The organism is Labrys methylaminiphilus subsp. lupini, from assembly GCF_051161885.1.
Classification (GTDB): domain Bacteria; phylum Pseudomonadota; class Alphaproteobacteria; order Rhizobiales; family Labraceae; genus Labrys.
The window spans coordinates 3133816-3158992 of sequence record NZ_JBMDIH010000001.1 but is presented as its reverse complement, the minus strand read 5'-3'; the positions used below and the strand labels follow the sequence as shown (position 1 = coordinate 3158992).

At 64.1% G+C, this 25177-nt stretch carries 26 protein-coding genes; 13 read left to right on the top strand and 13 right to left on the bottom strand.

Features of this window, described 5'->3' with window-relative positions; all coding sequences use genetic code 11:
* Positions 1–10: 10 nt before the first annotated feature.
* Entirely contained in the window at positions 11–307 is a 297-nt protein-coding gene (locus ACN6KF_RS14805) for a hypothetical protein (protein WP_434957568.1), read from the top strand.
* A gap of 28 nt (positions 308–335) precedes the next feature.
* Here the strand turns inward: ACN6KF_RS14805 and ACN6KF_RS14800 are convergent, their stop codons facing one another.
* From ACN6KF_RS14800 to ACN6KF_RS14785, 4 genes are all read right to left on the bottom strand, one after another.
* A complete protein-coding gene (locus tag ACN6KF_RS14800; protein ID WP_434957567.1) occupies positions 336–1322 on the bottom strand; it encodes a magnesium transporter CorA family protein in 987 nt (328 codons plus the stop codon).
* 173 nt (positions 1323–1495) lie between these two features.
* On the bottom strand, positions 1496–2113 hold the full coding sequence (locus ACN6KF_RS14795; RefSeq protein WP_434957566.1) for a hypothetical protein: 618 nt from the start codon (positions 2111–2113) through the stop codon (positions 1496–1498).
* Between the two features lie 67 nt (positions 2114–2180).
* Entirely contained in the window at positions 2181–2663 is a 483-nt protein-coding gene (locus ACN6KF_RS14790) for an energy transducer TonB family protein (protein WP_434957565.1), read from the bottom strand.
* Positions 2664–2780: 117 nt separating this feature from the next.
* A complete protein-coding gene (locus tag ACN6KF_RS14785) occupies positions 2781–4601 on the bottom strand; it encodes an ABC-F family ATP-binding cassette domain-containing protein (protein ID WP_434957564.1) in 1821 nt (606 codons plus the stop codon).
* A gap of 232 nt (positions 4602–4833) precedes the next feature.
* On the opposite strand from ACN6KF_RS14785, the gene ACN6KF_RS14780 reads away from it, so the two are divergent.
* Positions 4834–5622, top strand: a complete 789-nt coding sequence (locus tag ACN6KF_RS14780) for a L,D-transpeptidase (protein WP_434957563.1) — start codon at positions 4834–4836, stop codon at positions 5620–5622.
* Between the two features lie 93 nt (positions 5623–5715).
* Here ACN6KF_RS14780 and glpD read toward each other — a convergent pair whose 3' ends face one another.
* Positions 5716–7245, bottom strand: coding sequence for a glycerol-3-phosphate dehydrogenase (gene glpD, locus ACN6KF_RS14775; protein ID WP_434957562.1), 1530 nt, complete (start codon positions 7243–7245; stop codon positions 5716–5718).
* 282 nt (positions 7246–7527) lie between these two features.
* Here glpD and ACN6KF_RS14770 point away from each other — a divergent pair, with 282 nt between their 5' ends.
* Together ACN6KF_RS14770 and ACN6KF_RS14765 are read left to right on the top strand one after the other, a co-directional pair.
* Positions 7528–8589: a sugar phosphate isomerase/epimerase family protein gene (locus tag ACN6KF_RS14770; RefSeq protein ID WP_434957561.1), complete on the top strand. Its 1062-nt coding sequence runs from the start codon at positions 7528–7530 to the stop codon at positions 8587–8589.
* A gap of 15 nt (positions 8590–8604) precedes the next feature.
* The gene (locus ACN6KF_RS14765; protein WP_434957560.1) at positions 8605–9777 is read left to right on the top strand and encodes a Gfo/Idh/MocA family protein; all 1173 of its coding nucleotides are present in this window, start codon (positions 8605–8607) and stop codon (positions 9775–9777) included.
* A gap of 12 nt (positions 9778–9789) precedes the next feature.
* Here ACN6KF_RS14765 and ACN6KF_RS14760 read toward each other — a convergent pair whose 3' ends face one another.
* A complete protein-coding gene (locus ACN6KF_RS14760) occupies positions 9790–10392 on the bottom strand; it encodes a TetR/AcrR family transcriptional regulator (protein ID WP_434957559.1) in 603 nt (200 codons plus the stop codon).
* A gap of 123 nt (positions 10393–10515) precedes the next feature.
* On the opposite strand from ACN6KF_RS14760, the gene ACN6KF_RS14755 reads away from it, so the two are divergent.
* Positions 10516–11715 (top strand): MFS transporter, encoded by a 1200-nt coding sequence (locus ACN6KF_RS14755; RefSeq protein WP_434957558.1) that lies wholly within the window; start codon positions 10516–10518, stop codon positions 11713–11715.
* An 18-nt stretch (positions 11716–11733) separates the two neighbouring features.
* Here ACN6KF_RS14755 and ACN6KF_RS14750 read toward each other — a convergent pair whose 3' ends face one another.
* From ACN6KF_RS14750 to ACN6KF_RS14730, 5 genes are all read right to left on the bottom strand, one after another.
* Complete coding sequence (locus tag ACN6KF_RS14750) at positions 11734–12660, bottom strand: branched-chain amino acid ABC transporter permease (protein WP_434959680.1); 927 nt, start codon at positions 12658–12660, stop codon at positions 11734–11736.
* Positions 12661–12698: 38 nt separating this feature from the next.
* Positions 12699–13586 (bottom strand): branched-chain amino acid ABC transporter permease, encoded by an 888-nt coding sequence (locus ACN6KF_RS14745; protein WP_434957557.1) that lies wholly within the window; start codon positions 13584–13586, stop codon positions 12699–12701.
* A 93-nt stretch (positions 13587–13679) separates the two neighbouring features.
* On the bottom strand, positions 13680–14897 hold the full coding sequence (locus tag ACN6KF_RS14740; protein ID WP_434957556.1) for an ABC transporter substrate-binding protein: 1218 nt from the start codon (positions 14895–14897) through the stop codon (positions 13680–13682).
* A 31-nt stretch (positions 14898–14928) separates the two neighbouring features.
* Entirely contained in the window at positions 14929–15651 is a 723-nt protein-coding gene (locus ACN6KF_RS14735) for an ABC transporter ATP-binding protein (protein WP_434957555.1), read from the bottom strand.
* Positions 15644–16399: an ABC transporter ATP-binding protein gene (locus ACN6KF_RS14730; protein WP_434957554.1), complete on the bottom strand. Its 756-nt coding sequence runs from the start codon at positions 16397–16399 to the stop codon at positions 15644–15646. The genes ACN6KF_RS14735 and ACN6KF_RS14730 overlap by 8 nt, the downstream gene beginning before the upstream one ends.
* A 471-nt stretch (positions 16400–16870) precedes the next feature.
* On the opposite strand from ACN6KF_RS14730, the gene dhaL reads away from it, so the two are divergent.
* The 6 genes from dhaL to dhaK all read left to right on the top strand — a co-directional run bounded on the left by dhaL (position 16871) and on the right by dhaK (position 21309).
* The gene (gene dhaL, locus ACN6KF_RS14725; RefSeq protein WP_434957553.1) at positions 16871–17482 is read left to right on the top strand and encodes a dihydroxyacetone kinase subunit DhaL; all 612 of its coding nucleotides are present in this window, start codon (positions 16871–16873) and stop codon (positions 17480–17482) included.
* Entirely contained in the window at positions 17479–17862 is a 384-nt protein-coding gene (dhaM, locus tag ACN6KF_RS14720) for a dihydroxyacetone kinase phosphoryl donor subunit DhaM (protein ID WP_434957552.1), read from the top strand. Before dhaL ends, dhaM begins: the two co-directional genes overlap by 4 nt.
* A 7-nt stretch (positions 17863–17869) precedes the next feature.
* Positions 17870–18160 carry an HPr family phosphocarrier protein gene (locus ACN6KF_RS14715; RefSeq protein ID WP_434957551.1) on the top strand — a complete coding sequence of 97 codons (291 nt, stop codon included), beginning with the start codon at positions 17870–17872 and terminating at the stop codon, positions 18158–18160.
* 36 nt (positions 18161–18196) lie between these two features.
* Positions 18197–19786, top strand: a complete 1590-nt coding sequence (locus ACN6KF_RS14710) for a putative PEP-binding protein (protein ID WP_434957550.1) — start codon at positions 18197–18199, stop codon at positions 19784–19786.
* A complete protein-coding gene (locus tag ACN6KF_RS14705) occupies positions 19779–20258 on the top strand; it encodes a hypothetical protein (RefSeq protein WP_434957549.1) in 480 nt (159 codons plus the stop codon). The genes ACN6KF_RS14710 and ACN6KF_RS14705 overlap by 8 nt, the downstream gene beginning before the upstream one ends.
* Before the next feature lie 61 nt (positions 20259–20319).
* Positions 20320–21309 (top strand): dihydroxyacetone kinase subunit DhaK, encoded by a 990-nt coding sequence (gene dhaK / locus ACN6KF_RS14700; RefSeq protein ID WP_434957548.1) that lies wholly within the window; start codon positions 20320–20322, stop codon positions 21307–21309.
* A gap of 236 nt (positions 21310–21545) precedes the next feature.
* Here dhaK and ACN6KF_RS14695 read toward each other — a convergent pair whose 3' ends face one another.
* Positions 21546–22094, bottom strand: coding sequence for a cysteine hydrolase family protein (locus ACN6KF_RS14695; RefSeq protein ID WP_434957547.1), 549 nt, complete (start codon positions 22092–22094; stop codon positions 21546–21548).
* A gap of 104 nt (positions 22095–22198) precedes the next feature.
* On the opposite strand from ACN6KF_RS14695, the gene ACN6KF_RS14690 reads away from it, so the two are divergent.
* Complete coding sequence (locus tag ACN6KF_RS14690) at positions 22199–23158, top strand: GlxA family transcriptional regulator (RefSeq protein WP_434957546.1); 960 nt, start codon at positions 22199–22201, stop codon at positions 23156–23158.
* Between the two features lie 12 nt (positions 23159–23170).
* Here ACN6KF_RS14690 and ACN6KF_RS14685 read toward each other — a convergent pair whose 3' ends face one another.
* Complete coding sequence (locus ACN6KF_RS14685) at positions 23171–23767, bottom strand: TetR/AcrR family transcriptional regulator (protein WP_434957545.1); 597 nt, start codon at positions 23765–23767, stop codon at positions 23171–23173.
* A 77-nt stretch (positions 23768–23844) separates the two neighbouring features.
* Between ACN6KF_RS14685 and ACN6KF_RS14680 the strand changes: the two genes are divergently transcribed.
* The gene (locus ACN6KF_RS14680; RefSeq protein ID WP_434957544.1) at positions 23845–25119 is read left to right on the top strand and encodes an MFS transporter; all 1275 of its coding nucleotides are present in this window, start codon (positions 23845–23847) and stop codon (positions 25117–25119) included.
* Positions 25120–25177 lie beyond the last annotated feature (58 nt).

The following is a 25177-nucleotide window of genomic DNA, read 5'->3' as shown; positions in this document are numbered from 1 at the left end:
CGGGAATCTCATGAATTTCATGCCCTTGCCGGACCGCGATCCGACGCCTCGCGAACGGTCCTATCTGACGGCCCTGGAAGCGGGGGAGTTGAGGCCTTCGATCAGCGGGCAGGCCGGACATATGTGCCGGAAGTTCGGCTGGTGCGAGGCCGTGTTCCATCTACCGGACGGCTCGCAGAAGACACGATCGGAATTGCCCAGCCAGATGGATTCGATTGCGGTGATCAAGGCAGGCTATCGCGCCATCGGCTATTGCCTCACTTCGCGCGGCCGGGCCGCGTTGGCGAGGTCCGTGGCAAAGAAGTAGCAAATCGCCGCTGTGGAATGGCCTGGCGCTACAGCCAGTTCTTCCAGCGGAACAGCACATAGGGGGCGATAGCGACCACCACCATCAAGATCAGGGCCATGGGGTAGCCATGCGCCCATTTGAGTTCCGGCATTCTCTCGAAATTCATGCCGTAGACCGAGGCTACCAGCGTCGGCGGCATGAAGATCACAGCCATCACCGAAAAAAGCTTGATGATGTTGTTCTGCTCGAGATTGACCAGGCCGAGGGTGGCGTCGAGCAGGAACTGGATCTTCCCCGACTGAAAGGTCGCGTGTTCCTCGAGCGATTGCAGGTCGCGCAGTGTCATCTTGACTTCCTCGCGCAGTTCCGAGGGGACCTTGGCGGCTTTGAGGCCAGCCGAGAACCACAATAGTACCCGCTCGATCGAGACCAGGCTTTCACGGCATTTCGAGACGAGATCGCCATGCCGTCCAAGGGCCTGCAAGGTACGCTGCAGGGTGGCGTTGCGATTGCCTTGCTTGACGGCGTCCTTGAACACGCTGCGGGAGAGCGCGTCGAGCCGCTCGCCGGTATCCTGCAGCACTTCGGCTGCACGGTCGATGATGGCGTCGATCAGCCCCGCCATGATCGCCTCGGGACCGCCCGCGCAGCCGCCGGGCTTGACCGCATGGCCGGTATAGGTGGTGAAGGACTTCGGCTCGCTGTAGCGTACCGTCACCAGCACGCTGGCAGTGAGAATGAAGGTTGCCGCTGAAATGGCCGGCTCGCTGGTGTTGACGTTCACCAGGAGGCGCGTGGTCATGTAGCGCGTGCCGTTCTCCGACCAGATGAGTTCGGAGGGCTCGATATCGTCCATGTCCTCATGGGTGGGAATGGAGATGCCGAGCAGCGTCTCGACCTGCTGGTCCTCCTCACGTGTCGGGTTGAGCAGGTCGATCCACAAGACATCCCCCGGGAGGGGCTCGTCGGGTTGCAGTGTATGGGGCAGCAGCCTGTCCTTGGTCGTCGGGCACAAGCGATGCGTGGTGATCATGACAGGCCCTGCGATAAGGGAGTGGAGGATTGCCCATCCCGCTAGAGCGTTTTTGCGATTAGGTGGAATCGCCAAGAACCGCAAAATGCTCTGTTTTCAGTAAGTTCAGCCAACGGAACGTGTCAACCCGAACGCATTTTGCTCTAGATGGGAAAGATGACGGCAGCGTGATTTCAATCGGTATCGGTCACAGCCAGCAGGAAGAGCCGCCGATGGCGCTTGTCAAGAACGACGAAAGTCTTGTCCCAAGCAATGTCGTAGAACCAGTCGGTCCAGGCCGTGCTGCTGGTATAGAATGCGATCTCGTCGAAGCGCAGCTCGAACAGGGCATCACAAAAACGCAAGGCCAATGCCTTTTCCGGCATGCCCGAACCGGTGGCGTGCCAGTACGCGCCGCCATGATAGAGCGCCCGGGCGAGCAGCGTATCCACCTCGAGGCTGTCATGGAGCTCGAATTCGATGTCGGGAAGCGGCGAGGGATCAATTATCAGATCCGGGAGGCCGGCTCGGATGGCTGGGTGGACCAGGAAACGCGCCAGGATGGTATCAAGATGCAGCTGGTTGCGTCCGATATGCCAATCCAAAGCCGGTTCGGCGCCGATTTCGAAAGCCGCGAACAAGGCGTTGCCATTGCAATAGGTCTGGCGAAACCGGGCAAGCACCTCGTCGATCGCCGGAGCCGCGTGCGGGATGGGTGTAATCGCAACATCCGTCAAGGCCTGGTCCAGCTCGGCCTGCGTCGGCCGACGGCCGATATTCCCAGGTCCGGACGGTTCCGCTGCTCCCATCATGCTCGATCCCGTCGCATCGTCCTCGGCGCGGCCGACAGGATGAAGCACGATGCCGGGGCTGTCGCGCTCAATTTGCGCGGGGCGGCTTGGCCTTGGGTTTATTCTGTGGCTGTGGCCCGCCCATGAAATGAATCGGGAGCTGAAGCGAGAAGTTCTCCCCCATCATATTGGCCGGCGGTTTGGGAAAGGGCGTAGCTCGTTTGAGCGCTTCCAGCGCAGCCTGGTCGAACTCGCTCTTGCCTGAACCCTGGACCACCCTGGCCGACAACACGCGTCCGTCACGATCGAGGACAAAGCCGACCGTGACCTGCGCGGACGGCAATGGAGGCGGCACTTCGCCTTCCTTCAAGGGCGGCTGAGGCAGGGTGGGAAACTGAGTATTGGCCCACACCTGCCTGAGCAGAGCGGTATGCCAGCTCCTGGCATCGGTGATCGGTGGAGGGGCGGGTGCCGGCTTGGACTGGGCCCAAACGGGCGAGGTGGCCAAAAGCGCTCCCTGGGGCGCTCCAAGCAAAGCCAGGATCAGCGCAAGACGTTGGAAGGCAGACATGGATTTTTCCGCAAAGCTCAGGCGAACACCCTTGTTGCTTTTCCCGAAAGATTGCAAGCTTTTGAATTCACTATGGAATAATTCTTATCGGCGCAGGCGGGCCGTGCAGGCTGCCTGTCATCCCTCGATTTCCTCACGCAGCATCTCCAGGGTCAGCCATTCCTCCTCGGCCTGCGTCTTCTCGGCTTCCACCTTGGCGAGTTGCTGGCCGAGCTCGGCGAATTTCTTCGAATCCTTGGCAAACAGGTCAGGGTCACCAAGCCTCTCCTGCAGGTTCGCAGCCTTGGTGGCAAGCTGCTCGATCTTGCGGGGCAGGGTTTCGAGGGCGTGCTTTTCTTTGAACGAAAGCTTGCGCTTGCCGGTGCGTTCCGGCGCTGAGCGGGCCGCCGCTTCGTCCGTCGGCGCCTGTCTGGGCGCCTCGGTCTTCTCCGCCGATTTACGAGCCACGCCGGCGCCGCGCTGGGCGACCATGTCGCTATAGCCGCCGGCATATTCCGTCCAGCGCCCATCGCCCTCGCTCATCAGGATCGAGGTCGAGACCCGATCGAGAAAGTCGCGGTCATGGCTGATGACGATGGCCGTGCCCTGATAGTCTCCGATCATCTCCTGCAGGAGATCGAGCGTCTCCAGGTCGAGATCGTTGGTCGGCTCGTCCAGCACCAGGAAGTTGGAGGGCTTGGAAAGGGCGCGTGCCAGCATCAACCGGCCGCGCTCGCCGCCCGAAAGCACCGAAACCGGCGTGCGCGCCTGCTCCGGTGGAAACAGGAAGTCGCGCATATAGCCGATCACATGTTTGCGCTCGCCCCCGACCTCGACATAGTCCGAGCCGCCGCCCGTAAGTGTATCGCTGAGGGTCGTCTGCGGATCCAGGCTTTCGCGGCGCTGGTCCAGCGTCACCATCTGCAGGCTTGCTCCGAGCTTCACCACGCCGCTCTCGGGCGGGATGGCGCCGGTCAAGAGGTTGAGCAGGGTGGTCTTGCCGGCGCCATTGGGGCCGACGATGCCAATCCTGTCACCGCGGGCGATGCGGATGGAGAAATCCTTGACGATCGGCGGGCCGCCCCAACTCTTGTTCACGCCGACAGCCTCGGCGATGAGCTTGCCGCTTTCCTCGCCCTCCGTCGTGGTCAGCTTCACCGTGCCGGTGACACGGCGGGCATCACGGCGCTCCTGGCGGAGGGCGCTGAGGTTGGCCATACGCCGGACATTGCGCTTGCGCCGGGCGGTCACGCCGTAGCGCACCCAATGCTCTTCCGCCACGATCTTGCGGTCGAGTTTCTGGCGATCGCGCTCTTCTTCCTCCAGCACCTGGTCGCGCCACTCCTCGAAGAAGGCGAAACCACGATCAATGCGGCGGGTCAGGCCACGGTCGAGCCAGACGGTGGCGCGCGACAGGTTTTCGAGGAAGCGACGGTCATGGCTGATCAGCACCAGGGCCGAGCGCAGCGAGCCGATTTCCTTTTCCAGCCATTCGATGGCGGGCAGGTCGAGATGGTTGGTCGGCTCGTCGAGCAGCAGGATGTCCGGCTCGGGGGCGAGCACCCGGGCAAGCGCCGCACGCCGGGCCTCGCCGCCGGAGAGGTTTTCGGGGCTCTCCTCGCCGGTCAGGCCGAGTTCGTTGAGCAGATAGAGGGCGCGGTAATTGTCGTCACCCGGCCCGAGGCCTGCCTCGACATAGGCGAGTGTGGTGGCAAAACCTCTGAAATCCGGCTCCTGCGGCAGATAGCGCACCGTGGCGCCGGGATGCACGAAACGTTCGCCACGATCGGCCTCGATCAGGCCGGCGGCGATCTTGAGCAACGTCGACTTGCCCGAGCCGTTGCGGCCGACAAGGCAGAGCCTCTCGCCGGGGGCGATCGATATGTCGGCTCCCTCCAGGGTCGGGGTGCCGCCAAAGGTGAGATGGACGTCGCGCAGGAAGAGCAGGGGAGGAGCCATGCGCGCCTTGTGCAGGCGGGCACGAGACGGGTCAAGCCTTCATTCGGTGCGCACTGTGTCCTAAAGCACGTCCCAGCCAGTTTGCGGGGCGTAGATGAAGCCAATGTGAACGGCGGTATGTTCACGAGAACGCGAGATAAAGAAATTCGGAACGTTGCAGCAAAGGCACAGCCGAACACTGAAGTCTTGCTTATTGTATGTGCCGGTTCTCCCGATCCCAGTAGGATGTGTAATGTCGTCTCTCTCCCGCCGCGCCTTTCTCATGGGCGCTTCGCTGACTGGACTGGGCCTCAGCCTGGCCAGTTGCGTGACCGATTCAGCCGCAATCAAGCCGGTGGTCGTAGCTTCGGCCGATCCTGCAACGCTGCCGGCGGTGCCGGTTGATGGCCGGCCGATCGATGAGATCACGCAGCCCGAACAACCCCTCACCCCCGAGGGAACCTATGACTACAAGGCGATCTACGGTCAGACGACTGACGGTAAATTCGTCGTGTCGGCCGTGGATACCAAGCGTATCGGTCCCCAATTCCTGCGAGCCGAGGTCGATTATCCGACCAGCGAGCCAGCCGGCACCATCGTTGTCGATCCCAGGGCGCATTATCTCTACTACGTCATGGGTGGCGGACGGGCCATGCGCTACGGCGTCGGCGTCGGCAAGCAGGGCTTCGGCTGGTCGGGCTCGGCGGAAATCCGCTACAAGCGCGAATGGCCCGATTGGTATCCGCCCAAGGAAATGATCGCCCGTCGGCCCGACCTGAGGGGCAGCCTGGCGCAATTGCAGAGCGGTGTGGGCGTGCGCGGCGGGCCGCGTAATCCGATCACCGGCCGCGCGCTGTATCTGTGGCAGGATAACAAGGATACGCTCTATCGTATCCACGGCACCAACGAGCCTTACAGCATTGGCCACAATGCCTCTTCGGGCTGCATCCGCATGATCGTCCAGGACGCGATCGACCTTTACAAGCGCGCCCCCCTCGGTGGCCGCGTGGTCGTCCTCGGTCCGGGCATGTCGGAAGCCTGAGGCAGAAAAAATCCGCCGATTTGCGGCGTTCACGCGAGGCCGGGTCGATGCCCGGCCTTTGCTTTTGGCGAGATGGATGATGTGGCCGCATCCTCAGGACGTCGCTTGCGCACGCCCTCGCGCCTGCTCCCGCATGTAGAGATCGAGTGCTTCAGCCTGCTCGGCCGTCATGCGCAGGCCGAGTTTAGAGCGGCGCCAGAGCACGTCTTCCGCGCGCTGGGCCCATTCGTGCTGCATGAGATAGTCGACCTCGGCCTCCGTCAGCGTGCCGCCGAAGTCGCGGCCGAGATCTGCGTAGGAGCGGGCCTGGCCGAGCAGCTGTTCCGCCTTGGTGCCATAGGCACGGGCGAGACGCCGGGCATGGTCCGCATCGAGCCAGGTGAAGCGCGACTTCAGGTCCGCGACATAGGCGTCGAAACCGAGCACGGGAATGTCGCCGCCCGGCAGTGCCGCGGTGGCCGACCAGCCGCGTTTGGCATTGGCGGCGGGGGCCGTGTATCTCTCCAGTTTCTCCAGCGCATGCTCGGCGAGGCGGCGATAGGTGGTGATCTTGCCGCCGAAGATCGACAGCAGCGGCGCGCCGGCCTCATCGTCGAGCACCAGCACGTAATCGCGCGTGGCGGCCTGGGCCGCGCTGGCGCCGTCGTCATAGAGCGGTCGCACGCCTGAATAGGTCCACACCACGTCCTGCGGCGTGACGGCTTGCGTGAAATATTCGCTGGCGGCTCGGCAGAGATAGTCGATTTCTTCCTCGCTCGCTTTCACGGTGGCGGGATCGGCGTGATAATCGCGGTCCGTCGTGCCGATCAGTGTGAAGTCGCGCTCATAGGGGATGGCGAAGATGATGCGGTTGTCGGCATTCTGGAAGATGTAGCAGCGGTCATGGTCGTAAAGGCGGGGCACGACGATGTGCGATCCCTGGACCATGCGCACATGGGCCTTGCTGGCAAGGCCGAGCTTGTTTTCCAGTACATCGGCGACCCATGGACCAGCGGCGTTGACGAGCGCTCTGGTGATCACCGTCTGGCGCGAGCCGGTGAGCGTATCCTCTACGATGAGAGTCCAGCCGTCGGGGCCACGCAGGGCCGAGACGGCACGGGTGCGCGGCAAGATGACGGCGCCGCGATCGGCGGCGTCCCGCGCGTTCAGGACGACCATGCGGGCATCCTCGACCCAGCAGTCCGAATATTCGAAACCCTTTTCCTGCGCGCCCGGCTTGAGCGGTCCGCCCGTCACGTCGCGGGTGAGATCGAGCGTGCGCGTGGGCGGCAGCAATTTGCGGCCGCCCAGATGGTCATAGAGGAACAGGCCCACTCTGAGCATCCAGGCTGGGCGTAAGCCCTGGTGATAGGGCAGCACGAAACGCAGCGGCCAGATGATGTGCGGGGCAATCCGCCAGAGCACCTCACGCTCCATCAGTGCTTCGCGCACCAGCCGGAACTCGTAATATTCCAGATAGCGCAAGCCGCCATGGATCAGTTTGGTGGCCTTGGAGGAGGTGCCTGAGGCAAAATCGTCCTGCTCGCACAGAAAAACCTTGAGCCCGCGTCCCGCCGCATCACGGGCAATGCCGCAGCCATTGATGCCGCCGCCGATGATGGCCAGATCGAATGCGCCTTCCACCTTCGCGCCTCCTGTCGAGTGCCGCCGCTCCCGTCCTCCCGGTGATGCGAACCAAGGGGCTCGGTGGGCTACAACCTGCGCTGCCCCGAAGGGCAAGGCAAGCCATCACTGCTTCCTGGGGTACGTACATCAAATCGCCGTTGCGCAGTCCAAAAGGATTTGCCATGGTGAGGCAAGCCGAGGGACAAGTCAGACAAATGGTCCCAAGCCGAAAGAGTGAGGCGGCATCCGTAGTCGCTCCGGACTCTCCGGCCCAAAGGCATCACCGCAGGAGACGCAGTCATGGCGGCCACGATCAAGGGACCGGCGATCTTTCTCGCCCAGTTCGCGGGCGACGCCGCGCCCTTCAACTCCCTCGATTCCATCTGCAAATGGGCTGCCTCGCTGGGTTATAAGGGCGTACAGATCCCGAGTTGGGACAGCCGTCTGTTCGATCTGAAGAAGGCGGCGGAATCGAAGGCCTATTGCGATGAGGTCGCCGGCGTGGTTGCCAAGCATGGCCTTGCCATCACCGAATTGTCGACCCATCTGCAGGGCCAGCTGGTTGCCGTACATCCGGCCTATAACGAGGCCTTCGACGGCTTTGCGCCGCCGGAGGTGCGCGGCAAACCGAAAGAGCGGCAGGCCTGGGCCGTGGAGCAATTGAAGGCTGCCGCAACCGCCTCCCGCCATCTCGGCCTCGATGCCAGCGTCACCTTCTCCGGTGCCTTGGCCTGGCCTTTCGCCTATCCCTGGCCGCAACGGCCGGCCGGCCTCATCGACGAGGCGTTCGGCGAACTGGCCAAGCGCTGGAAACCCATCCTCGATGCCTATGACGCCGTAGGGGTCGACGTCTGCTATGAGCTGCATCCCGGCGAGGACCTGTTCGACGGCGCGACCTTCGAGCGTTTCGTCGACCGCCTGAAAGGGCACAAGCGCGCCAACATCAACTATGACCCGTCGCATTTCGTGCTGCAGCAGCTCGACTATCTCGCCTTCATCGATATCTACCACGAGCGCATCAAGGCCTTTCACGCCAAGGATGCCGAGTTCAACCCGACGGGTCGCCAGGGCGTCTATTCGGGTTATGCCTCCTGGACGGAGAGGGCAGGACGCTTCCGCTCGCTGGGCGACGGGCAGGTCGACTTCACCGGTGTCTTCTCCAAACTCGCGCAATATGATTATGCCTCCTGGGCCGTGCTCGAATGGGAATGCTGTCTCAAGCATCCCGAAGACGGTGCGGCGGAAGGGGCGCCCTTCATCGCCGCCCATATCATCCGCGTGACTGAGAAGGCCTTCGACGATTTCGCCGGCGGTGGCACCGATCGCAAGGCGGTCCGGCGCATGCTCGGCCTCAACCGATAAGCAGAGGGAAATACGATGGCGATCGAGGGCCGTTCGGACAGCAAGGCAGGCGGGCGCGTGCGCTATGGCATGGTCGGTGGCGGGGAGGGTGCCTTCATCGGCGCCGTGCATCGCCTCGCCGCCCGCATGGACGATGATTACGTGCTGGTGGCGGGCGCCCTGTCGTCCACGCCGGAGAAGGCCCAGCGTTCCGGCGAGGCGCTCGGGCTCGCTGCGGACCGGATCTATCCCGATTTCGAGACAATGGCGCGCAAGGAAAAGCGCCGCAAGGACGGCATCGAGGCTGTCTCCATCGTCACGCCCAACCATATGCACGCCCCGGCGGCGGAAGCCTTCATCAAGGCGGGCATCCATGTCATCTGCGACAAGCCGGTGACCACCACGTTGAAGGACGCCCTGCGCCTGAAGAAGCTCGCCGCCGACAAGGGCGTGATCTTCGCGGTGACGCATAATTACACCGGCTATCCTCTTATCCGCGCGGCGCGTGAGATGGTGAAGTCGGGGCAATTGGGGCCTATCCGCCTGATCCAGGTCGAATACCCGCAGGACTGGTTGACCACGCCGATCGAGCAGAGCGGCCAGAAGCAGGCCGATTGGCGCACTGATCCCAAGCGCTCCGGCGCCGGCGGCGCCATCGGCGATATCGGCACCCATGCCTTCAACCTGGCCCAGTTTGTCGGCGGCCTGGAGGTTTCGGAATTGCTGGCCGAACTGACTTCCTTCGTGCCTGGCCGCGCTCTCGACGACAATGTGCAGATCCTGCTGCGCTATGCCAATGGCGCGCGCGGGGCGCTGTGGGCAAGCCAGGTGGCGCCGGGTAACGAGAATGGCCTGATGCTGCGCGTCTATGGCGAGAAGGCGGGGTTCCATTGGCGCCAGGACAATCCGAACTATCTCTATTTCACCCCGCACGGCGAGCCGACCCGTATCATCACCCGGGGCTCGGCCGCAGCCGGCGAGGATGCGGCGCGGATGACACGCGTGCCCCCGGGCCATCCCGAAGGCTATCTCGAAGGCTTTGCCAACATCTATACCGAGATCGCCCGTGCTATCCGGGCCGCCCGCGGCGGTGAAGCCCTCGATCCGGCCGTGCTCTTCCCGGGTATCGACGACGGCATCGCCGGCATGGCCTTCATCGAGGCGGCTGTGAAATCCTCGAAGAAGGGTGGCGTCTGGGTGAAGCCGTAACCGGCCGGAACCCTATCCGGCGCCATTTCCGCCGGAGGCGACCAGTGTTTCGATCCGACGCAGGAGTGCCTCGTCGGCGTCGATCTGCCAGGTCAGCAGATGGTACCAGTTGAATCCTGCCCACAATGCGATGCGTTCATCGATCAATCGGGCAGGAAATTCGCCGCGCGCCGCTGCCCGCTCGAAGAGACGGCGCGCTGGCCGGAACAGCACGGGCAGAAACTCGTTGCGCAGGCGCGAGCCCGCCGCTTCGCTCGCTTGCGCTTCGGCGAGCAGGGCCCTGAAGGCGCCGCCGGGGGGAGTTCGCCAGAAGCGCCATAGATCGGCGGTATGCTGTACGAGATCCTCGACCAGGCTGCCCGTGTCCGGCAGGCTTATCGCCCGCGCCTTTTCGGCTCCATAGGCTGCCATGAACAGGTCGGCCTTGGTCGGCCACCAGCGATAGACGGTGGCCTTGCCGGCACCGGCTCGCCGGGCGGCCTCCTCGATGGAAAACCCCGCATAGCCTCGATCCGCGAGAAGCTCTCGTGCGGCCTCGATGATGGCGGTCTCGGTGTGCGGATTGCGACGGGCGCCGATCGAGCGGCGCCTTGGCTGCGTGGTTGTCGTCTCCATGCGGTGCCTCCCCATCTTGACATAACGAAACGTATCGTTTTATTCAATCATAACGATACGTATCGTTTCATTAATCGGCGAGTACTCGCCGTGAAACTGCCTGCTGTGAACCCGATGCATCAGATGGAAAATACTGCCCCCGCCGCCGTCCGGCAGGCTGCTCCCGCCTTGGTCCTGACCCTGGCGGTCGCAACCGGGGCCATCGTCGGCAATCTCTATTATGCCCAGCCGCTGGTCGCCAAGATCGCACCCGAGATCGGTATCGGCCCTGATCTGGCTGGTGCCATCGTCAGCCTCACCCAGATCGGTTATGGCCTGGGGCTCATTCTGCTGGTCCCCCTGGCCGATCTCATCGAGAACAAGGTTCTGGCATTGGCGACGCTCGTTTGCGCGGCCGCCAGCCTGCTCCTCGCGGCTGTCGCACAAGGTGTCGTGGCTTTCCTGTTCGCATCGCTCGCCATCGGCATATTCTCGGCCGGTGCCCAGATCCTGGTGCCCTTCATCACTCATTTCGTTCCGCCCGAGCGGCGTGGCCGCGCGGTCGGCCTGGTGATGGCCGGTCTGATCACCGGCATCATGCTGGCAAGGCCCGCCGCGCTTTTCGTGGCGGCCTATCTGAATTGGCGGGCGGTCTTCCTCGTCTCCGCTGGGCTGATGATCGGCATCGGCGCTGTTCTCTGGCGCATGATGCCACGCTATCAGCCGTCCGGCACGAGCCATTACGGGGCCGTGCTGGCCTCGCTGCCGGGCCTCGTGCGGAACACGCCGATCCTCCGCCGCCGCGCCCTCTACCAGATGCTGTTGTTTTCAGCCTTCAACCTGTTCTGGACCGCCGCGCCCCTGATGCTGACGGAACGTTTCGGCATGTCCGACTATGCGATCGGTCTCTTCGCTCTCGCCGGGGCGGGTGGAGCGCTGGCAGCGCCGCTGGCGGGGCGCCTTGCCGATCATGGGCATGGGCGCATGGCGACCTACGGCGCGATGGCCTCTCTGGCGCTGGCCTTTCTCGCCACGGCTCTGGGCGAGCGTATCCTGTCTCTTCTGGTGCTGATCGTTGCGACGCTGGTGATCGACGCGGCGGTGCAGACCAACCAGATCGTGAGCCAGCGCACCATCTTCTCGACCGCCCCAGCGGTTCGGGGGCGCATCAATGCTCTCTATATGACGACGGTGTTCGTCGGCGGGGCCCTGGGATCGGTGCTGGGTACGCTGACCTATCACGCCGGCGGCTGGATGTTTACGGCCGCGACCGGTGCCGCTCTCGGCATCGCCGGACTAGCCGCCTTCGCAACGGAACGGCTGGAGCACCGCGGCCCCGATTGAGGAGGGTGGCAATACCGCCTAGCCGGCCTTGCGCAGCAGCTTGGCCAAAGTGCCGGCGAGCCCGTCGCGGAAGGCGAGCACGCAGATGACGAAGACCGCGCCCTGGGCCACCGTCACCCAGGAGCCGAGCGGGGCGAGATAGGTTTCCATCGCCACCACGATCAGCGCGCCGAGCATTGGGCCGAACAACGTGCCGGTCCCGCCGACCAGCGCCATCAGCACGACTTCGCCCGACATCGTCCAGTGCACGTCGGTGAGCGAGGCGAGCTGGAACACCAGCGCCTTGGTGGCGCCGGCAATGCCGGCCAGGGTAGCCGACAGGGTGAACATCATCAGCTTGAAGCGCTCGGCGTCATAGCCCAGCGAGAGGGCACGGGGCTCGTTGTCGCGGATCGCCTTCATCACCTGCCCGAAGGGCGAATGCACGATGCGGTGGATGGCGAACAGGCCCAGGAGCACGATCACGGCAACCAGGACATAGAGGGCCTTGTCGTCGGAAAGGTCGATGAGACCGAACAGCTTGCCGCGTGGTACCGCCTGGATGCCGTCCTCGCCGCCGGTGAAGGGCGCCTGCAGGGCGAAGAAATACACCATCTGGGCCAGGGCCAGGGTGATCATGGCGAAATAGATGCCCTGGCGCCGGATGGCGAGCGAGCCGACCGCGAGGCCGAGGATGGCGGCCACGGCACCTCCGCTGAGGATCGCCAGTTCCGGCGTCAGGCCCCAGACCTTGGCAGCATGGGCGCTGGCATAGCTCGCCATGCCGAAAAAGGCGGCGTGGCCGAAGGAGAGCAGGCCGCCATAGCCGAGCAGAAGGTTGAAGGCGCAGGCGAACAGGCCGAAGCACAGCACCTTCATCACGAAGACCGGATAGGCGACGAAGGGCGCGACGGCGATCAGTGCGACGATGAGCAGCATGACGCCGCGATCCCCGATCAGGGGCATTGTGCGGGTCGCGGCAGCCGGCTGGCTGGAGGAGGCCATCATGAGGCCCTCCCGAACAGGCCGGCGGGCCGCACGAGCAGCACGATGACCATCACCACGAAGACTACGGTGGCCGATCCCTGCTGGTAGAAATTCTTGACGATGCCCTCGATCAGCCCAAGGCCGAAGCCCGTCACCACCGAGCCGAGGATCGAGCCCATGCCGCCGATCACCACCACCGCGAAGACCACGATGATGAGATCGGAGCCCATATTGGGATTGACGTTGCTGGTGGTCGCCGCCAGCACACCGGCAAGTCCGGCGAGGCCGACCCCGAAGCCGTAGGTCAGCATCCTCAGCAAGGGCACGTTGATGCCGAAGGCCTCGACCAGCTTGGGATTCTCGGTCGCGGCGCGCAGATAGGCGCCCAGGCGCGTCTTCTCGATCACCAGCCAGGTCGCGAGGCAGATGGTCAGCGAGAAGGCGATCACGAAGACGCGGCTTTTCGGCAGCACCATAAAGCCGAGATTGACGGGCCCCGTCAGGGCCGCCGGCAGGGTGTAGGGCACGCCGGAAACGCCATAGTAGTTGCGGAACAGGCCCTGGATGATCAGCGCCAGGCCGAAGGTGAGCAGCAGGCCGTAGAGATGATCGAGCTGGTAGAGCCTGGAGATGAAGACCCGTTCGATCGCGATGCCGACCAGGCCGACGCCGAGCGGCGCCAGGATGAGCGCCGGCCAGAAACCGATGCCGGCATAGTTGAACAGCATCCAAGCCGCGAAGGCCCCCATCATGTAAAGGGCGCCATGGGCGAAGTTGATGACGTTGAGCAGGCCGAAGATGATGGCGAGGCCCAGGCTGAGCAATGCGTAGAAGGAGCCGTTGATCAGGCCCAGCGCGAGCTGGGCCATGATGCCCTGCAGGGGAATGCCGAATATCGTCGTCACCTTATGGGTCCTTCACCGTCGTCTGCTTCGTCATCGGCGAGAGGGAACGAAAGGCGCATCGCATGATCCGCAATGCGCCGAACGGCCCTATTACTACTTCACCAGCGGACAGCCGGCCTCGGCCATGGGTTGGAAGGCCTCGGCCGCCGGAATGGTGGCGAGCAGCTTGTAATAGTCCCACGGCCCCTTGGATTCGTCGGGCTTCTTGACCTGGAACAGATACATGTCGTGGGTCACGCGGCCATCCTTGCGCACTTCGCCCTTGCCGAACAGGGGATCGTCGGTCGGCGTTGCCTTCATCTTGGCCATCACTGCCGCGGCGTCCTTGGACTTGGCGGCCTCGATGCCCTTGAGATAGTGCAGGACACCGGCATAGACGCCGGCATGCACCATGGTCGGCATCTTGCCGCCGCTCTGTTCGGCAAAGCGCTTCGACCAGGCGCGGGTGCCGTCGTTGAGATCCCAGTAGAAGGCTTCCGTCAGCACCAGGCCCTGGGCCGCCTGCAGGCCGAGCGCATGCACGTCGGAGATAAAGATCAACAGGCCCGCCAGGCTCTGGCCGCCCTGGGTGATGCCGAATTCGGCGGCCTGCTTGATGGCGTTGACGGTGTCACCGCCGGCATTGGCGAGCCCGATCACCTTGGCGCCGGAGGACTGGGCCTGCAGCAGGAAGGAGGAGAAATCGGAGGTCGGGAAGGGCGCCTTGATCGAGCCGACCACCTTGCCGCCCGCAGCCTTCACGATGGCAGAGGCATTTTCCTCCAGTGACTTGCCGAAGGCATAGTCGGCCGTGATGAAGAACCAGCTGTCGCCGCCCTGCTTGACCATGGCCCCGCCCGTACCCTTGGCCAGAGCATAGGTGTCGTAGGTCCACAAAAGCGTATTGGGCGTACACTGCTTTCCGGTGATCTCGGTGGAGCCGGCGCCGGAGTCGATGAAGATCTTGTTCTTTTCCTTGGTCACCTGGCTGACGGCGAGTGCCACCGAGGAGGTCGGCACGTCGAAGATGGCGTCGACGCCATCCTGGTCGTACCATTGGCGGGCAATGCCGGCGCCGATATCGGGCTTGTTCTGGTGATCGGCCGAGACGATCTCGACCTTAAGGCCCTTCTCGGCGGCCTTGAAGTCCTCCACCGCCATCTTGGCGGCGATCACCGAGCCCTCGCCGGAGAGGTCGGCATAGACGCCGGACCGATCGTTGAGGATGCCGAGCTTGACCGCGATGTCCTCCGCGCTTGCCGGCCCGAGCGCCGAACCCATGAACATGGTGGCGAGGGCTGCTGCTGCGAGCAGGGTCCGTTTTGAAATCATGAGCGTCTCCCGTTCAGCTTTTTGATTGGCGTCACACGCCCAGATAGGCGTGCAATTTGTCGCTGCTGGCTTCCAGCTCGGCATTGGGGATCATGTCGATCACCTTGCCCTGCTCGACGACATAGTGGCGATCCGCCACGGTCGAGGCGAAGCGGAAATTCTGTTCGACCAAGATGATGGTGAAGCCGCGCTGCTTGAGGCTGGCGATGGTGTGCCCGATCTGCTCGACGATCACCGGTGCGAGGCCCTCGGTCGGCTCGTCGAGCAGCAGGAGATTGGCGCCGGTGCGCAGGATGCGGCCGATGGCCAGCATCTGCTGCTCGCCGCCCGAGAGCTTGGTGCCCTGGCTGGCGAGGCGCTGCTTGAGGTTGGGGAACAGGGTGAAGATCTCGTCCACCGTCAGGCCGCCGGGCTTCACCACCGGCGGCAGTTCGAGATTTTCCTTCACCGAGAGGCTGGCGAAGATGCCGCGCTCTTCCGGGCAATAGCCGATGCCCATACGGGCGATATGGCGAGAGCCGAGGCCAATGGTTTCCTGCCCGCCGAAATGGATCGAGCCCTTTCGCTTGGCCATAACGCCGATGATCGATTTCATCGTGGTGGTCTTGCCGGCGCCGTTGCGACCGAGCAGCGTCACCACCTCGCCGGGGTTAACGTCGAAATCGATGCCGTGCAGCACATGGGACTCGCCATACCAGGCCTCGAGGCCGCGTACCCGGAGCAGGGGGGCAGGGATGTTCGCCGAATCAGGCATGGCCACTCCCGATATAGGCCTCGACCACCCGCGGATCGCCGGAGACGGATTTGTAGTCGCCCTGCGCCAGCACCTTGCCGCGCGCCAGCACCGTGATGGTATTGGACAGGGTGGCGACCACCGAGAGATTGTGCTCGACCATCAGGATGGTGCGGCTTGCCGCGATCTTGCGGATGAGCTCGGTGGTGCGCTCGACATCCTCATGGCCCATGCCGGCCATCGGTTCGTCGAGCAGCAGCATTTCCGGATCGAGCGCCAGGGTCGTTGCGAGTTCCAGGGCGCGCTTGCGGCCGTAGGAGAGTTCCTTGGCCGGCGTAGCCAGGAAGGACGACAGGCCGACGCTCTCGGCGAGTTCGGCCGCCTCCTGGTTCATATCGGCGAGGACACGCTGCGAGCGCCAGAAATCATAGGAATGCCCGCGCCGGCGCTGCAGGGCGATGCGGATATTGTCGCTCACGCTCATCTCGCCGAACACAGCCGAGATCTGGAAGGAGCGGACCAGGCCGAGCCGGGCTACGGCGGCCGGCTTCATGCCGGTAATGTCCTGGCCCTTATAGGTAATGCGTCCGGCCGACGGGGACAGGAACTTGGTCAAGAGATTGAAACAGGTCGTCTTGCCGGCGCCGTTCGGACCGATGAGAGCATGGACCGTTCCGCGCATGACCGAGAGATCGACACCGTCGACTGCCCGGAATCCCCTGAAGTCCTTGGTCAGGCCTTCGGCTTTCAGGACTGTATCTTTTGCCATCAAGCGGAGCGTTTCCCCTAAGCAAAGTTTCCCGATATTGCCCACGAATGGGTAATATCGGGAAACTTTGCAAGCGTTTGATATTCTGCAGATTCCTCCTGCTCGAGCAGGAGGAATCTGCTTAGCGCTTCTAAATCTTGCTTGGCGCTAGTCTTGGCCATCCGGGCAAGCTTCGTCAATGGCGATATGGCACCAATACTGACGTTAAGATAGGCACCTGTTTAGGTGGCTGGGGATACAGGAATGTGACGGCAGAAGGGGATACGCTCGCGCGGGAGTGGTCGAGGACGCACCGCGCAGCCGTCGCGGGAATGTTCAGTACAGGGTGGCCCGCAGGAGTTCCTCAGTCCGGTGCCGCAAGGCGATAGTTTCGCTTGCAATGTTTAGGGTTCGATGATCAACTAAACAAATAAGCAAACCACGAGCCGGCAATGACCGGCCATCACAAGACTGCGGGGCGGAGGCCGGACGATGGACAGCCAAGCAAGAGAGCAGCTCATTCGTGCGGTTGCAGCAACCATATTCCAACATTCCGAAGAACTCACGGCGCTCGATCAGGCGATCGGCGATGGTGATCACGGCCTGAATCTCAAGCGGGGCTTCGAGGCCGTTACCGCCGAATTGCCGGGCCTTGCCGAAAAATCCTGGCCGGACCTGCTCAAGGCGGCGGGCATGGCCATGGTGATGAAGGTTGGCGGTGCGTCCGGCCCGCTTTTCGGTACCTTCTTCATGGAATTTGGCAAGGCTGTCGGCACCGAGCCCGATCGAGCTGCGCTGGTCGCCGCCTTCGCCAAGGCGGTCGAGGGCGTGAAGGCGCGTGGCCGCTCCGAAGCCGGGCAGAAGACACTGCTCGATGTCCTCGTCCCGGTGCAAGCGGCCTTGGCTGCCGGTGCCGACGCAGCCGCGCTCAAGGCGGAAGCCATCGCCGCCGCCGACAAGACGGTGCCGATGCAGGCGATCCGTGGGCGCGCTTCCTTCCTCGGCGAGCGCTCGGTCGGCCATATGGATCCGGGCGCCCGATCTTCCTCGTTGCTCATCGCCACCGTGGCGGACGAACTCAACAAACAAGGGCTGATGCCATGACCGTGAGCCTGGTGATCGTATCGCACTCGCCCAAGGTCGCCGAAGGCGCGGCCGACATGGTGAGGCAGATGGTAGGCGATAGCGTGCGCGTCGCCTGGACGGGCGGCGACCCCGGCGGCGGACTCGGTACCGATGTCGCCAAGATCATCGCCGCCATCGACAGCGTCTGGTCGCAGGAAGGCGTCGCCGTCGTCGTCGACCTCGGCGGTGCCGAGACCAACGCCGAGATGGCCGTCGAGATGCTCGACGAGCACAAGCGCGACCTCGTGGTCATCTGCAATGCGCCGGTGGTGGAAGGGGCGGTCATCGCCGCAACGGAGGCCTCCGGAAATTCCTCCCTGGCGGCGGTTCGCTCCGCCGCCGAAGATCTCTATGGATAGGATCGATATGCCGGATATCAACGGAGCATTGACGGGCAAGGCCGAGCTGACCAACGCGATCGGGCTGCATGCCAGGCCGAGCGTGAAGCTGACCCAGCTCGCCAAGAGCTTCCAGTCGAGCATCGAGCTGGCCACCGATGCAGCGGGACCCTGGGTCGATGCCAAGAGCCCGGTCAAGGTGATGCGGGTGAAGGCGCCCAAGGGCACGGTGCTGCATTTTGCAGCGAACGGACCGGATGCCGAGACAGCGCTATCGGCTATTCTGGGACTGATCGAGGACAAGTTCGGAGAAGAGTGACGATGCTGCATCCGGGGGGCTGCCAAGGAGGGTGTCATGACTGAACGGCGGATGGCGGGACGTCCTGCATCGCCTGGGCTTGCCTCCGGACCCGTCTTCATGATCGGCAAGCCGAGGCCGCGGACCGCGAAAGCACCAGTGCAGGAAGATGGCGACGCCGCCTTGCGGACCGCCATCGATGCGGCGCTGGTCGATCTGGTGTCCCTGGTCGAGGCCGTCGATGAAGAAGGAGCCGACATCATCGGCTTCCAGATCGCCATGCTTGAGGACGAGGCCCTGTCGGAGGGCGCCTTCGATGCGATCGCAGCCGGGGTGGGGCCCGTCCACGCCTGGCGTTCGGCCCTCGACGCGGAAATTGCCGATTACGAACGCAGCGAGGATGCCTATTTTCGCGCGCGTGGCACCGACCTCGCCGATATCCGCGACCGCGTGCTCGCCCATCTCACCGGAGCAGCCGAAAGCGAGAAGGTGCCGCCCGGTTCGGTCCTGGTGGGCGAGGACCTGCCGCCATCCCTGTTCCTGTCGGTCGACTGGAGCAAGGGCGGCGCGATCGCCCTGGGTGCCGGTTCGCCATCCTCCCATGTCGCCATGCTCGCGCGCAGCCGCCGCGTGCCGATGGTGACCGGGCTAGGCGTGCTCGGGGAGGCAAGCCAGGCCATCGTCGACGGGGCGGCGGGAACGGTGACCTTCGATCCCGACAGTGCCTCGCTCGCCGATTTCGGCCCGGCCCTCGCGCGCCGGCACGAAGCCGATGCCCGGGCGGAGACAATGAAAAGCGAGCCGGTGTTTCTTCCCAATGGCACTCGCGTCGACATCATGATCAACGTCGCCTCGCCGGATGATCTCAAGGGCATTTCGCCTCAGATTTGCGATGGCATCGGCCTGGTGCGCACCGAGTTCCTGTTCGAGCCTGGCCGCCCCCTGCCGGACGAGGAAGCCCAATATGCCGCCTATGTCGCCATCGCCGCCTGGGCGGCCGGGCGGCCGGTGACGATACGCACCCTCGACGCCGGTGGCGACAAGCCGATCGCCGGGGTCACCAGCGATGGCGAGTCCAATCCTTTCCTGGGTCTGCGTGGATTGCGGCTATCGCTGGCTCGTCCGGAAACTTTCCGCGTCCAGCTCAGGGCCTTGGCGCGGGCCAGCCTGCATCACGAGATCCGCATCATGCTGCCGATGGTGACGGTGCCGGGAGAACTGGCCGAGGCCTCCGCCCTGCTCGACGAGGTGGTGGCTTCCCTCATCGCCGAAGGCACGCCCTGCCGCCGGCCGCCGCTCGGCATCATGGTCGAGGTTCCCGCTGCCGCCCTCGGGGCGCTGCGTTTCCCGGCGGATTTCTATTCGATCGGCTCCAACGATCTCACGCAATACACCATGGCCGCAGCCCGCGACATTGCCGATGTCGCCGGCCTCAACGATGCCGGCGATCCGGCCGTGCTCGAATTGATGGCCCGCGCGGTTGGGGCCGGCAAAGCCCGCAAGGTTCCGGTCTCGATCTGTGGCGATGCCGCCGGCGAGGTGCGCCTGGTGCCGAAACTGCTCGGCGTCGGCCTGACCTGCCTGTCCGTGCCGCCCGCTCTGGTGGGAGCCGTCAAGGCGGCGATTGCGGATCTCAAGCATGTCTGACGCCCGCGATGCCAGCACGCGCTCGATAGCCGCCTATAAGGCTCTGCTGCGGCGCGCGCTGGACAATCGCCCCTCGGGCACGAGGCTGAAACTGGCTGCCGCGCTCGGCACCAACAGATCCTTCATTTCGCAGATCACCAATCCCGGCTACCCCATTCCGATCCCGGCCCAGCACCTCGACGTCATTTTCGAAGTCTGCCACCTCGCGCCGGCCGAGAAGGCGGAATTCCTCAAGGCCTATCAGGCCGCCCATCCAGGGCGGACGCAGGCTCAGGGCAGGCCGGCACAAGGGCGTAGCCTGACGCTGACCCTGCCGGATCTCGGCGATGTCAGGCGCAATCAGGCGATGGATAAGGCCATTCTCGATTTCGTCACAAGCCTGGTCCACTACACGCGTGCACTCGATCGCAAGAGCAAGGGGGAGGAGGAACCGGCATCCGATAAATCTGGAGACAGCCAGGTTCAGAATTGACAGCCGGAGATCGGTTCCTGCTGCGACACGTCCTAACCAAGAACAAAGGGAGGCCCATGGAATGAAAAAGCTCATCAACGCAGTCGACGACGTGCTGGCGCAGAGCCTGGACGGATTCGCGGCGGCTCACGCCGATCTCGTCACCCTGGGCGAAGAGCGTAAATTCGTGCGCCGCCGCCAGGTCAAGCCGGGCAAGGTGGCCCTGATTTCGGGCGGTGGTTCCGGTCATGAGCCGCTGCATGCCGGCTTCGTCGGCTTCGGCATGCTCGACGCAGCCTGCCCCGGCCAAGTCTTCACCTCGCCCACGCCCGACCAGATGATGGCCGCTGCCGAGGCCGTCGATGGCGGCGCCGGCACGCTCTATATCGTCAAGAACTACGAGGGCGACGTGATGAACTTCGCCATGGCGGCGGAGATGGCGTCGGGCCCTGTCGAAAGCCTGATCCTCGACGACGACGTTGCCGTGGAGAACTCGACCTGGACCACCGGCCGGCGCGGTGTCGCCGGCACGCTGATCGTCGAGAAGATGCTTGGCGCCGCGGCCGAGCGCGGCGACGACCTCGCCAGCCTCAAGGCGCTGGGCGCGCGCGTCAACAGCCATACGCGCTCGATGGGTGTGGCGCTCACCTCCTGCACGGTGCCGGCGGCCGGCAAGCCGACCTTCAACCTCGGCGAGGACGAGATGGAGATGGGTGTCGGCATCCATGGCGAGCCCGGCCGGCGCCGCGTCAAGCTGGCTTCTGCCGATGCCATCGTCGACGAGATGCTGGGCGCCATCGTGGGCGACCTGTCGCTGACCTCTGCCACCGAAATCCTGCTCTTCGTCAACGGCTTCGGCGGTACGCCCTTGATGGAGCTCTATCTGATGCAGGATCGGGCGCGTAAATGGCTCGACGCCAAGGGCATCAAGGTAGCCCGCTCGCTGACGGGCTCCTATGTCACTTCGCTCGACATGGCCGGCTGCTCGCTGACGGTGTCGGTGCTGGACGAGCAGGCCAAGGCGCTGTGGGATGCGCCGGTGCATACGCCAGCCCTGCGCTGGGGGGTGTGAGGGGCGAAACTACGGCATTCGTCGGTTCTGACCGAGACGAATGAAGCGCGAGGCCCTTCTCCGCTTGCGAGAGAAGGTGCCCCGAAGGGGCGGATGAGGGGTGAAACATGCCCCATCCAAACGTTCGCCGACACCCCTCATCCGTCATTGCTGCGCAATGCCACCCAAGACACTTCCAAAGGAAGTGCCAGGTCCCGCAAGGGGAGAAGGTAAGCCGCGCCTCTTTCTACTCCCCCTTACCCCGCCAGCAGTTCGTCGGTCGAGACGAGCTCGGCATAGCCGAAGGCGAGCGATGCCATGGCGGCGGCATGGACCTGCGCAGCCGGCACGGTGACGCCGCCGAATTCCAGGTCCCGCGTGGCCGCGGCGTCATGGGCGACGGTGACCGCATAGCCGAAATCGGCCGCTGCCCGGGTCGTCGCCTCGATGCACATATGGCTCATTGCGCCGGCGATCAGGACGTCGGTGACGCCGGCATCGTCGAGCAGTTTCTTGAGGCCGGTATCCCTGAAGGAATTGGGGAAGTTCTTGACGACGACCTGCTCGCCAGCGCGGTTGGCTACGCCCGGGTTGATCTCGGCGCCCGGCGTACCGGCCACGAAGAAGGGAGCATCCGGCTTGGCTGCTTCATGGCGCACATGCACCACGACTTCATCCTTCGCCCGGGCCGCCTCCAGCAGGCGCGCGGCGTTGGCGGTGGCTGCCTCGATGCCGGACAGGGTCCATTTGCCGCCCGGGAAATAGTCGTTCTGAATATCGACGAGGATCAAGGCACGCTTGGACATGGGGTATTTCTCCAGTTTCAAAAGACGTTGTGATTGCTGAAATAGGACGCCCCGGGCAGAATGCCGATTGGCACATGTGACAAAAATCAGGGCGAAAGTGACAAATGACCATGCCTCCCTCCGAGATTGGCTTGTTGGCCTATCCCGATGTACAGCTGGCAGCGCTCTATGGTCTGGCCGATCTCTTCGCCATCGCCGACAGGATCGCCAGGGAGCGTAGGGAAGGCAGTGGTCCGCTGCTGCGGGTGAGCCGCTGGGAGTGTGACGACAGCGGCCAGGTCCGCAATCGTGACGGCGACGACAGCGCAATCCCGAGCATGATCATTCTGCCGCCGAGCTTGGCAAAGCCGCCGAGCGAGGCCTGGACCGCTGATCTGGCCGACTTCCTTCGTCGCTGCCATGGCCGCGGCAGCGTGCTGGCCTCGGTCTGCGTCGGTGCTTTCCTGCTCGCTGAAACCGGCTTGCTGGACGGGCGTCAGGCGACCACCCATTGGAGCTATGCCGAGCTTCTCGCCGAGCGTTTCGGCAAGGTCCGGGTGGATTCGGCCAAGATCGTGATCGATGATGGCGATATCGTTACCGCAGCGGGGCTGATGTCCTGGACCGATCTCGGCCTGAAGCTGGTGGAAAGGCTGCTCGGCACCAGCGTCATGGTGGAGACCGGGCGTGCCATGCTGGTGGATCCCCTGGGGCGCGAACAGCGCCATTACAGTGTGTTCTCGCCCCGGCTCAATCATGGCGACGAACCCATTCTCGTGGTTCAGCACTGGCTCCAGCAGGCCTATGCCGGTGAGATCGACGTATCGGCCATGGCAACCAAGGCAGGGCTGGAGAGACGGACGTTCCTGCGCCGCTTCGGCAAGGCCACGGGTCTGAGGCCTGTCGAATACTGCCAGCAGCTTCGCGTTGCCAAGGCCCGCGACATGCTGGAGACGACGCGGCTTTCCTTCGATCGCATCGCCTGGAATGTCGGCTATGGCGACCCGGTCTCCTTCCGCAAGATCTTCGTGCGGACGATGGGGCTCACCCCGGGCGATTATCGCCGCCGCTTCGGGGCGGCGTGAGCGTTTTTGACGCTATTCCTTCAGGCTTGCATCGATCAGCATGTCGGCGATCACGGCGACGGAGCTGGCCGGTCCGCCTTCGTGAAAGATCTGGCCGCTGATGAAAGCGCCTTCGATCAGCAGCAGCAGCCCGTCTGCAAGCAAGCCCGGCTTCCTGGCGCCCATGCGCTCGGCCATGCCTTCCAGGCGCTCGCGCAGCAATACCTTGCCGCCCTCGGCGACCATGCGGGCGGGATTGTCCTCTTCCGGATATTCCACCGCGGCATTGCTCAGCCCGCAGCCGCGATAGCCCGCCAGGGTCGCCCTTTCGCCAAGGCCTGTCAGGTAGTTGCGCAGATGGGTGCGCGGGTCGTTCTCGAAGCCGACGCCTGCACCCTCGAAGCGGGCCCAGAACTCGGCATCGTAGACCCGGACATAGGCGGCGGCCAATTCGTCCTTCGAGTTGAAACAGCGATAGAGCGTGGGTTTGGTCACGCCAGCTTCCGAGGCGATGGTATCGACGCCGACAGCCCGGATTCCCTCCTTGTAGAAGAGCTCGCGGGCGGTCTTGAGGATGCGATCTGCCGCGCGTGGCTGCGGCGGCGAAGCGACGTTTGCAGATCCGGTCATTTGCCTCTTTCCAATTTCCAACAACGATGTTACAGACCGGTACGTATCAAGTCAATCTCGACAGTGCAGGTCTTCCGATGCAGCCCGTGAGCCGTCGGCCTTTCGGCCAGAAATATGCCTTCGTCGTGGTCGCCGTCATCTTTCTTTGCCTGCTGGTGGCGGCCGGCGTGCGAGCCTCTCCCGGGCTGCTGCTTCAGCCTCTGCACAAGGCGTTCGGCTGGGGTATCGACACGATTTCGCTCTCCGGTTCGATCGGCATCCTCCTCTACGGCCTGGTCGGCCCGTTTGCCGCGGCCCTGATGAACCGCTTCGGCATACGTCAGGTGCTGGTCATCGCCCTGACGCTGATGGCGGGCTCCATCGGCCTCAGCCTGCTGATGACGGAATCCTGGCAGTTGATCGCGACCTGGGGCGTGCTCTCAGGTCTCGGGTCCGGATGCGTCGCCATGGTGCTCGGCGCCACGATCGCCAATCGCTGGTTCAAGACCAATCGCGGCCTGATCATGGGGCTGATGGCGGCCAGCGCGGCAACGGGCACACTGATCTTCCAGCCCGGGCTCGCCAAGCTCTCCGAGATCGGTGGCTGGCAATTGGTGGTGGCGGCGGTGGCGATCGCCTGCGCCGTCTTGATTCCGCTTGCCTTCTTCCTGGTGCCCAACCACCCCAGCGACATCGGTCAGCGCCCCTATGGCGCCGATCCCTCGGCCCCGGTTGAGCCGCCGCAGGCCCAGACCGGTCTCATCGATGCTTCGCTCGGCGCGCTGGTGCGGGCGGCCCGCACGCGCACCTTCTGGTATCTCTTCGCCACCTTCTTCATTTGCGGTTTCACCACCAACGGCCTGGTGGGCATGCATCTGATCTCCTTTTGCGGCGACATGGGCATCCCCGAGGTGCAGGCTGCCAGCCTGATGGCGATGATGGGGATCTTCGACCTCTTCGGTACCACTTTCTCGGGCTGGCTGACCGATCGCTACGATCCGCGCAAGCTGCTCTTCGTCTATTACGGCCTGCGTGGCATTGCCCTGATCTATCTGCCCTTCAGCGGCTTCAACATCTATACGCTCACCGTCTTCGGCGTGTTCTACGGCCTCGACTGGATCGCCACAGTGCCGCCGACCGTGCGCCTGACCAACGAGGCCTTCGGCGATCGCGATGCCCCCGTCGTATTCGGATGGATCGCGGCAGGGCACCAGATCGGCGCGGCCAGCGCCGCGGCCCTGGCCGGCTATATGCGGGTGCTGCAGGGAAGCTATGTCGAGGCCTTCCTCTTCTCCGGCCTCACCGGCATCGTCGCCGCGCTGATCGCCCTCCTGATCGTGCGCCGGCGCGTGACGGCCGTTGCGGCTGCCTGAACAGGTGGCGCTGGAAAATGGCTGGCCGCGTCAAGCTGCCGGTTTGCGCCGGGCATTG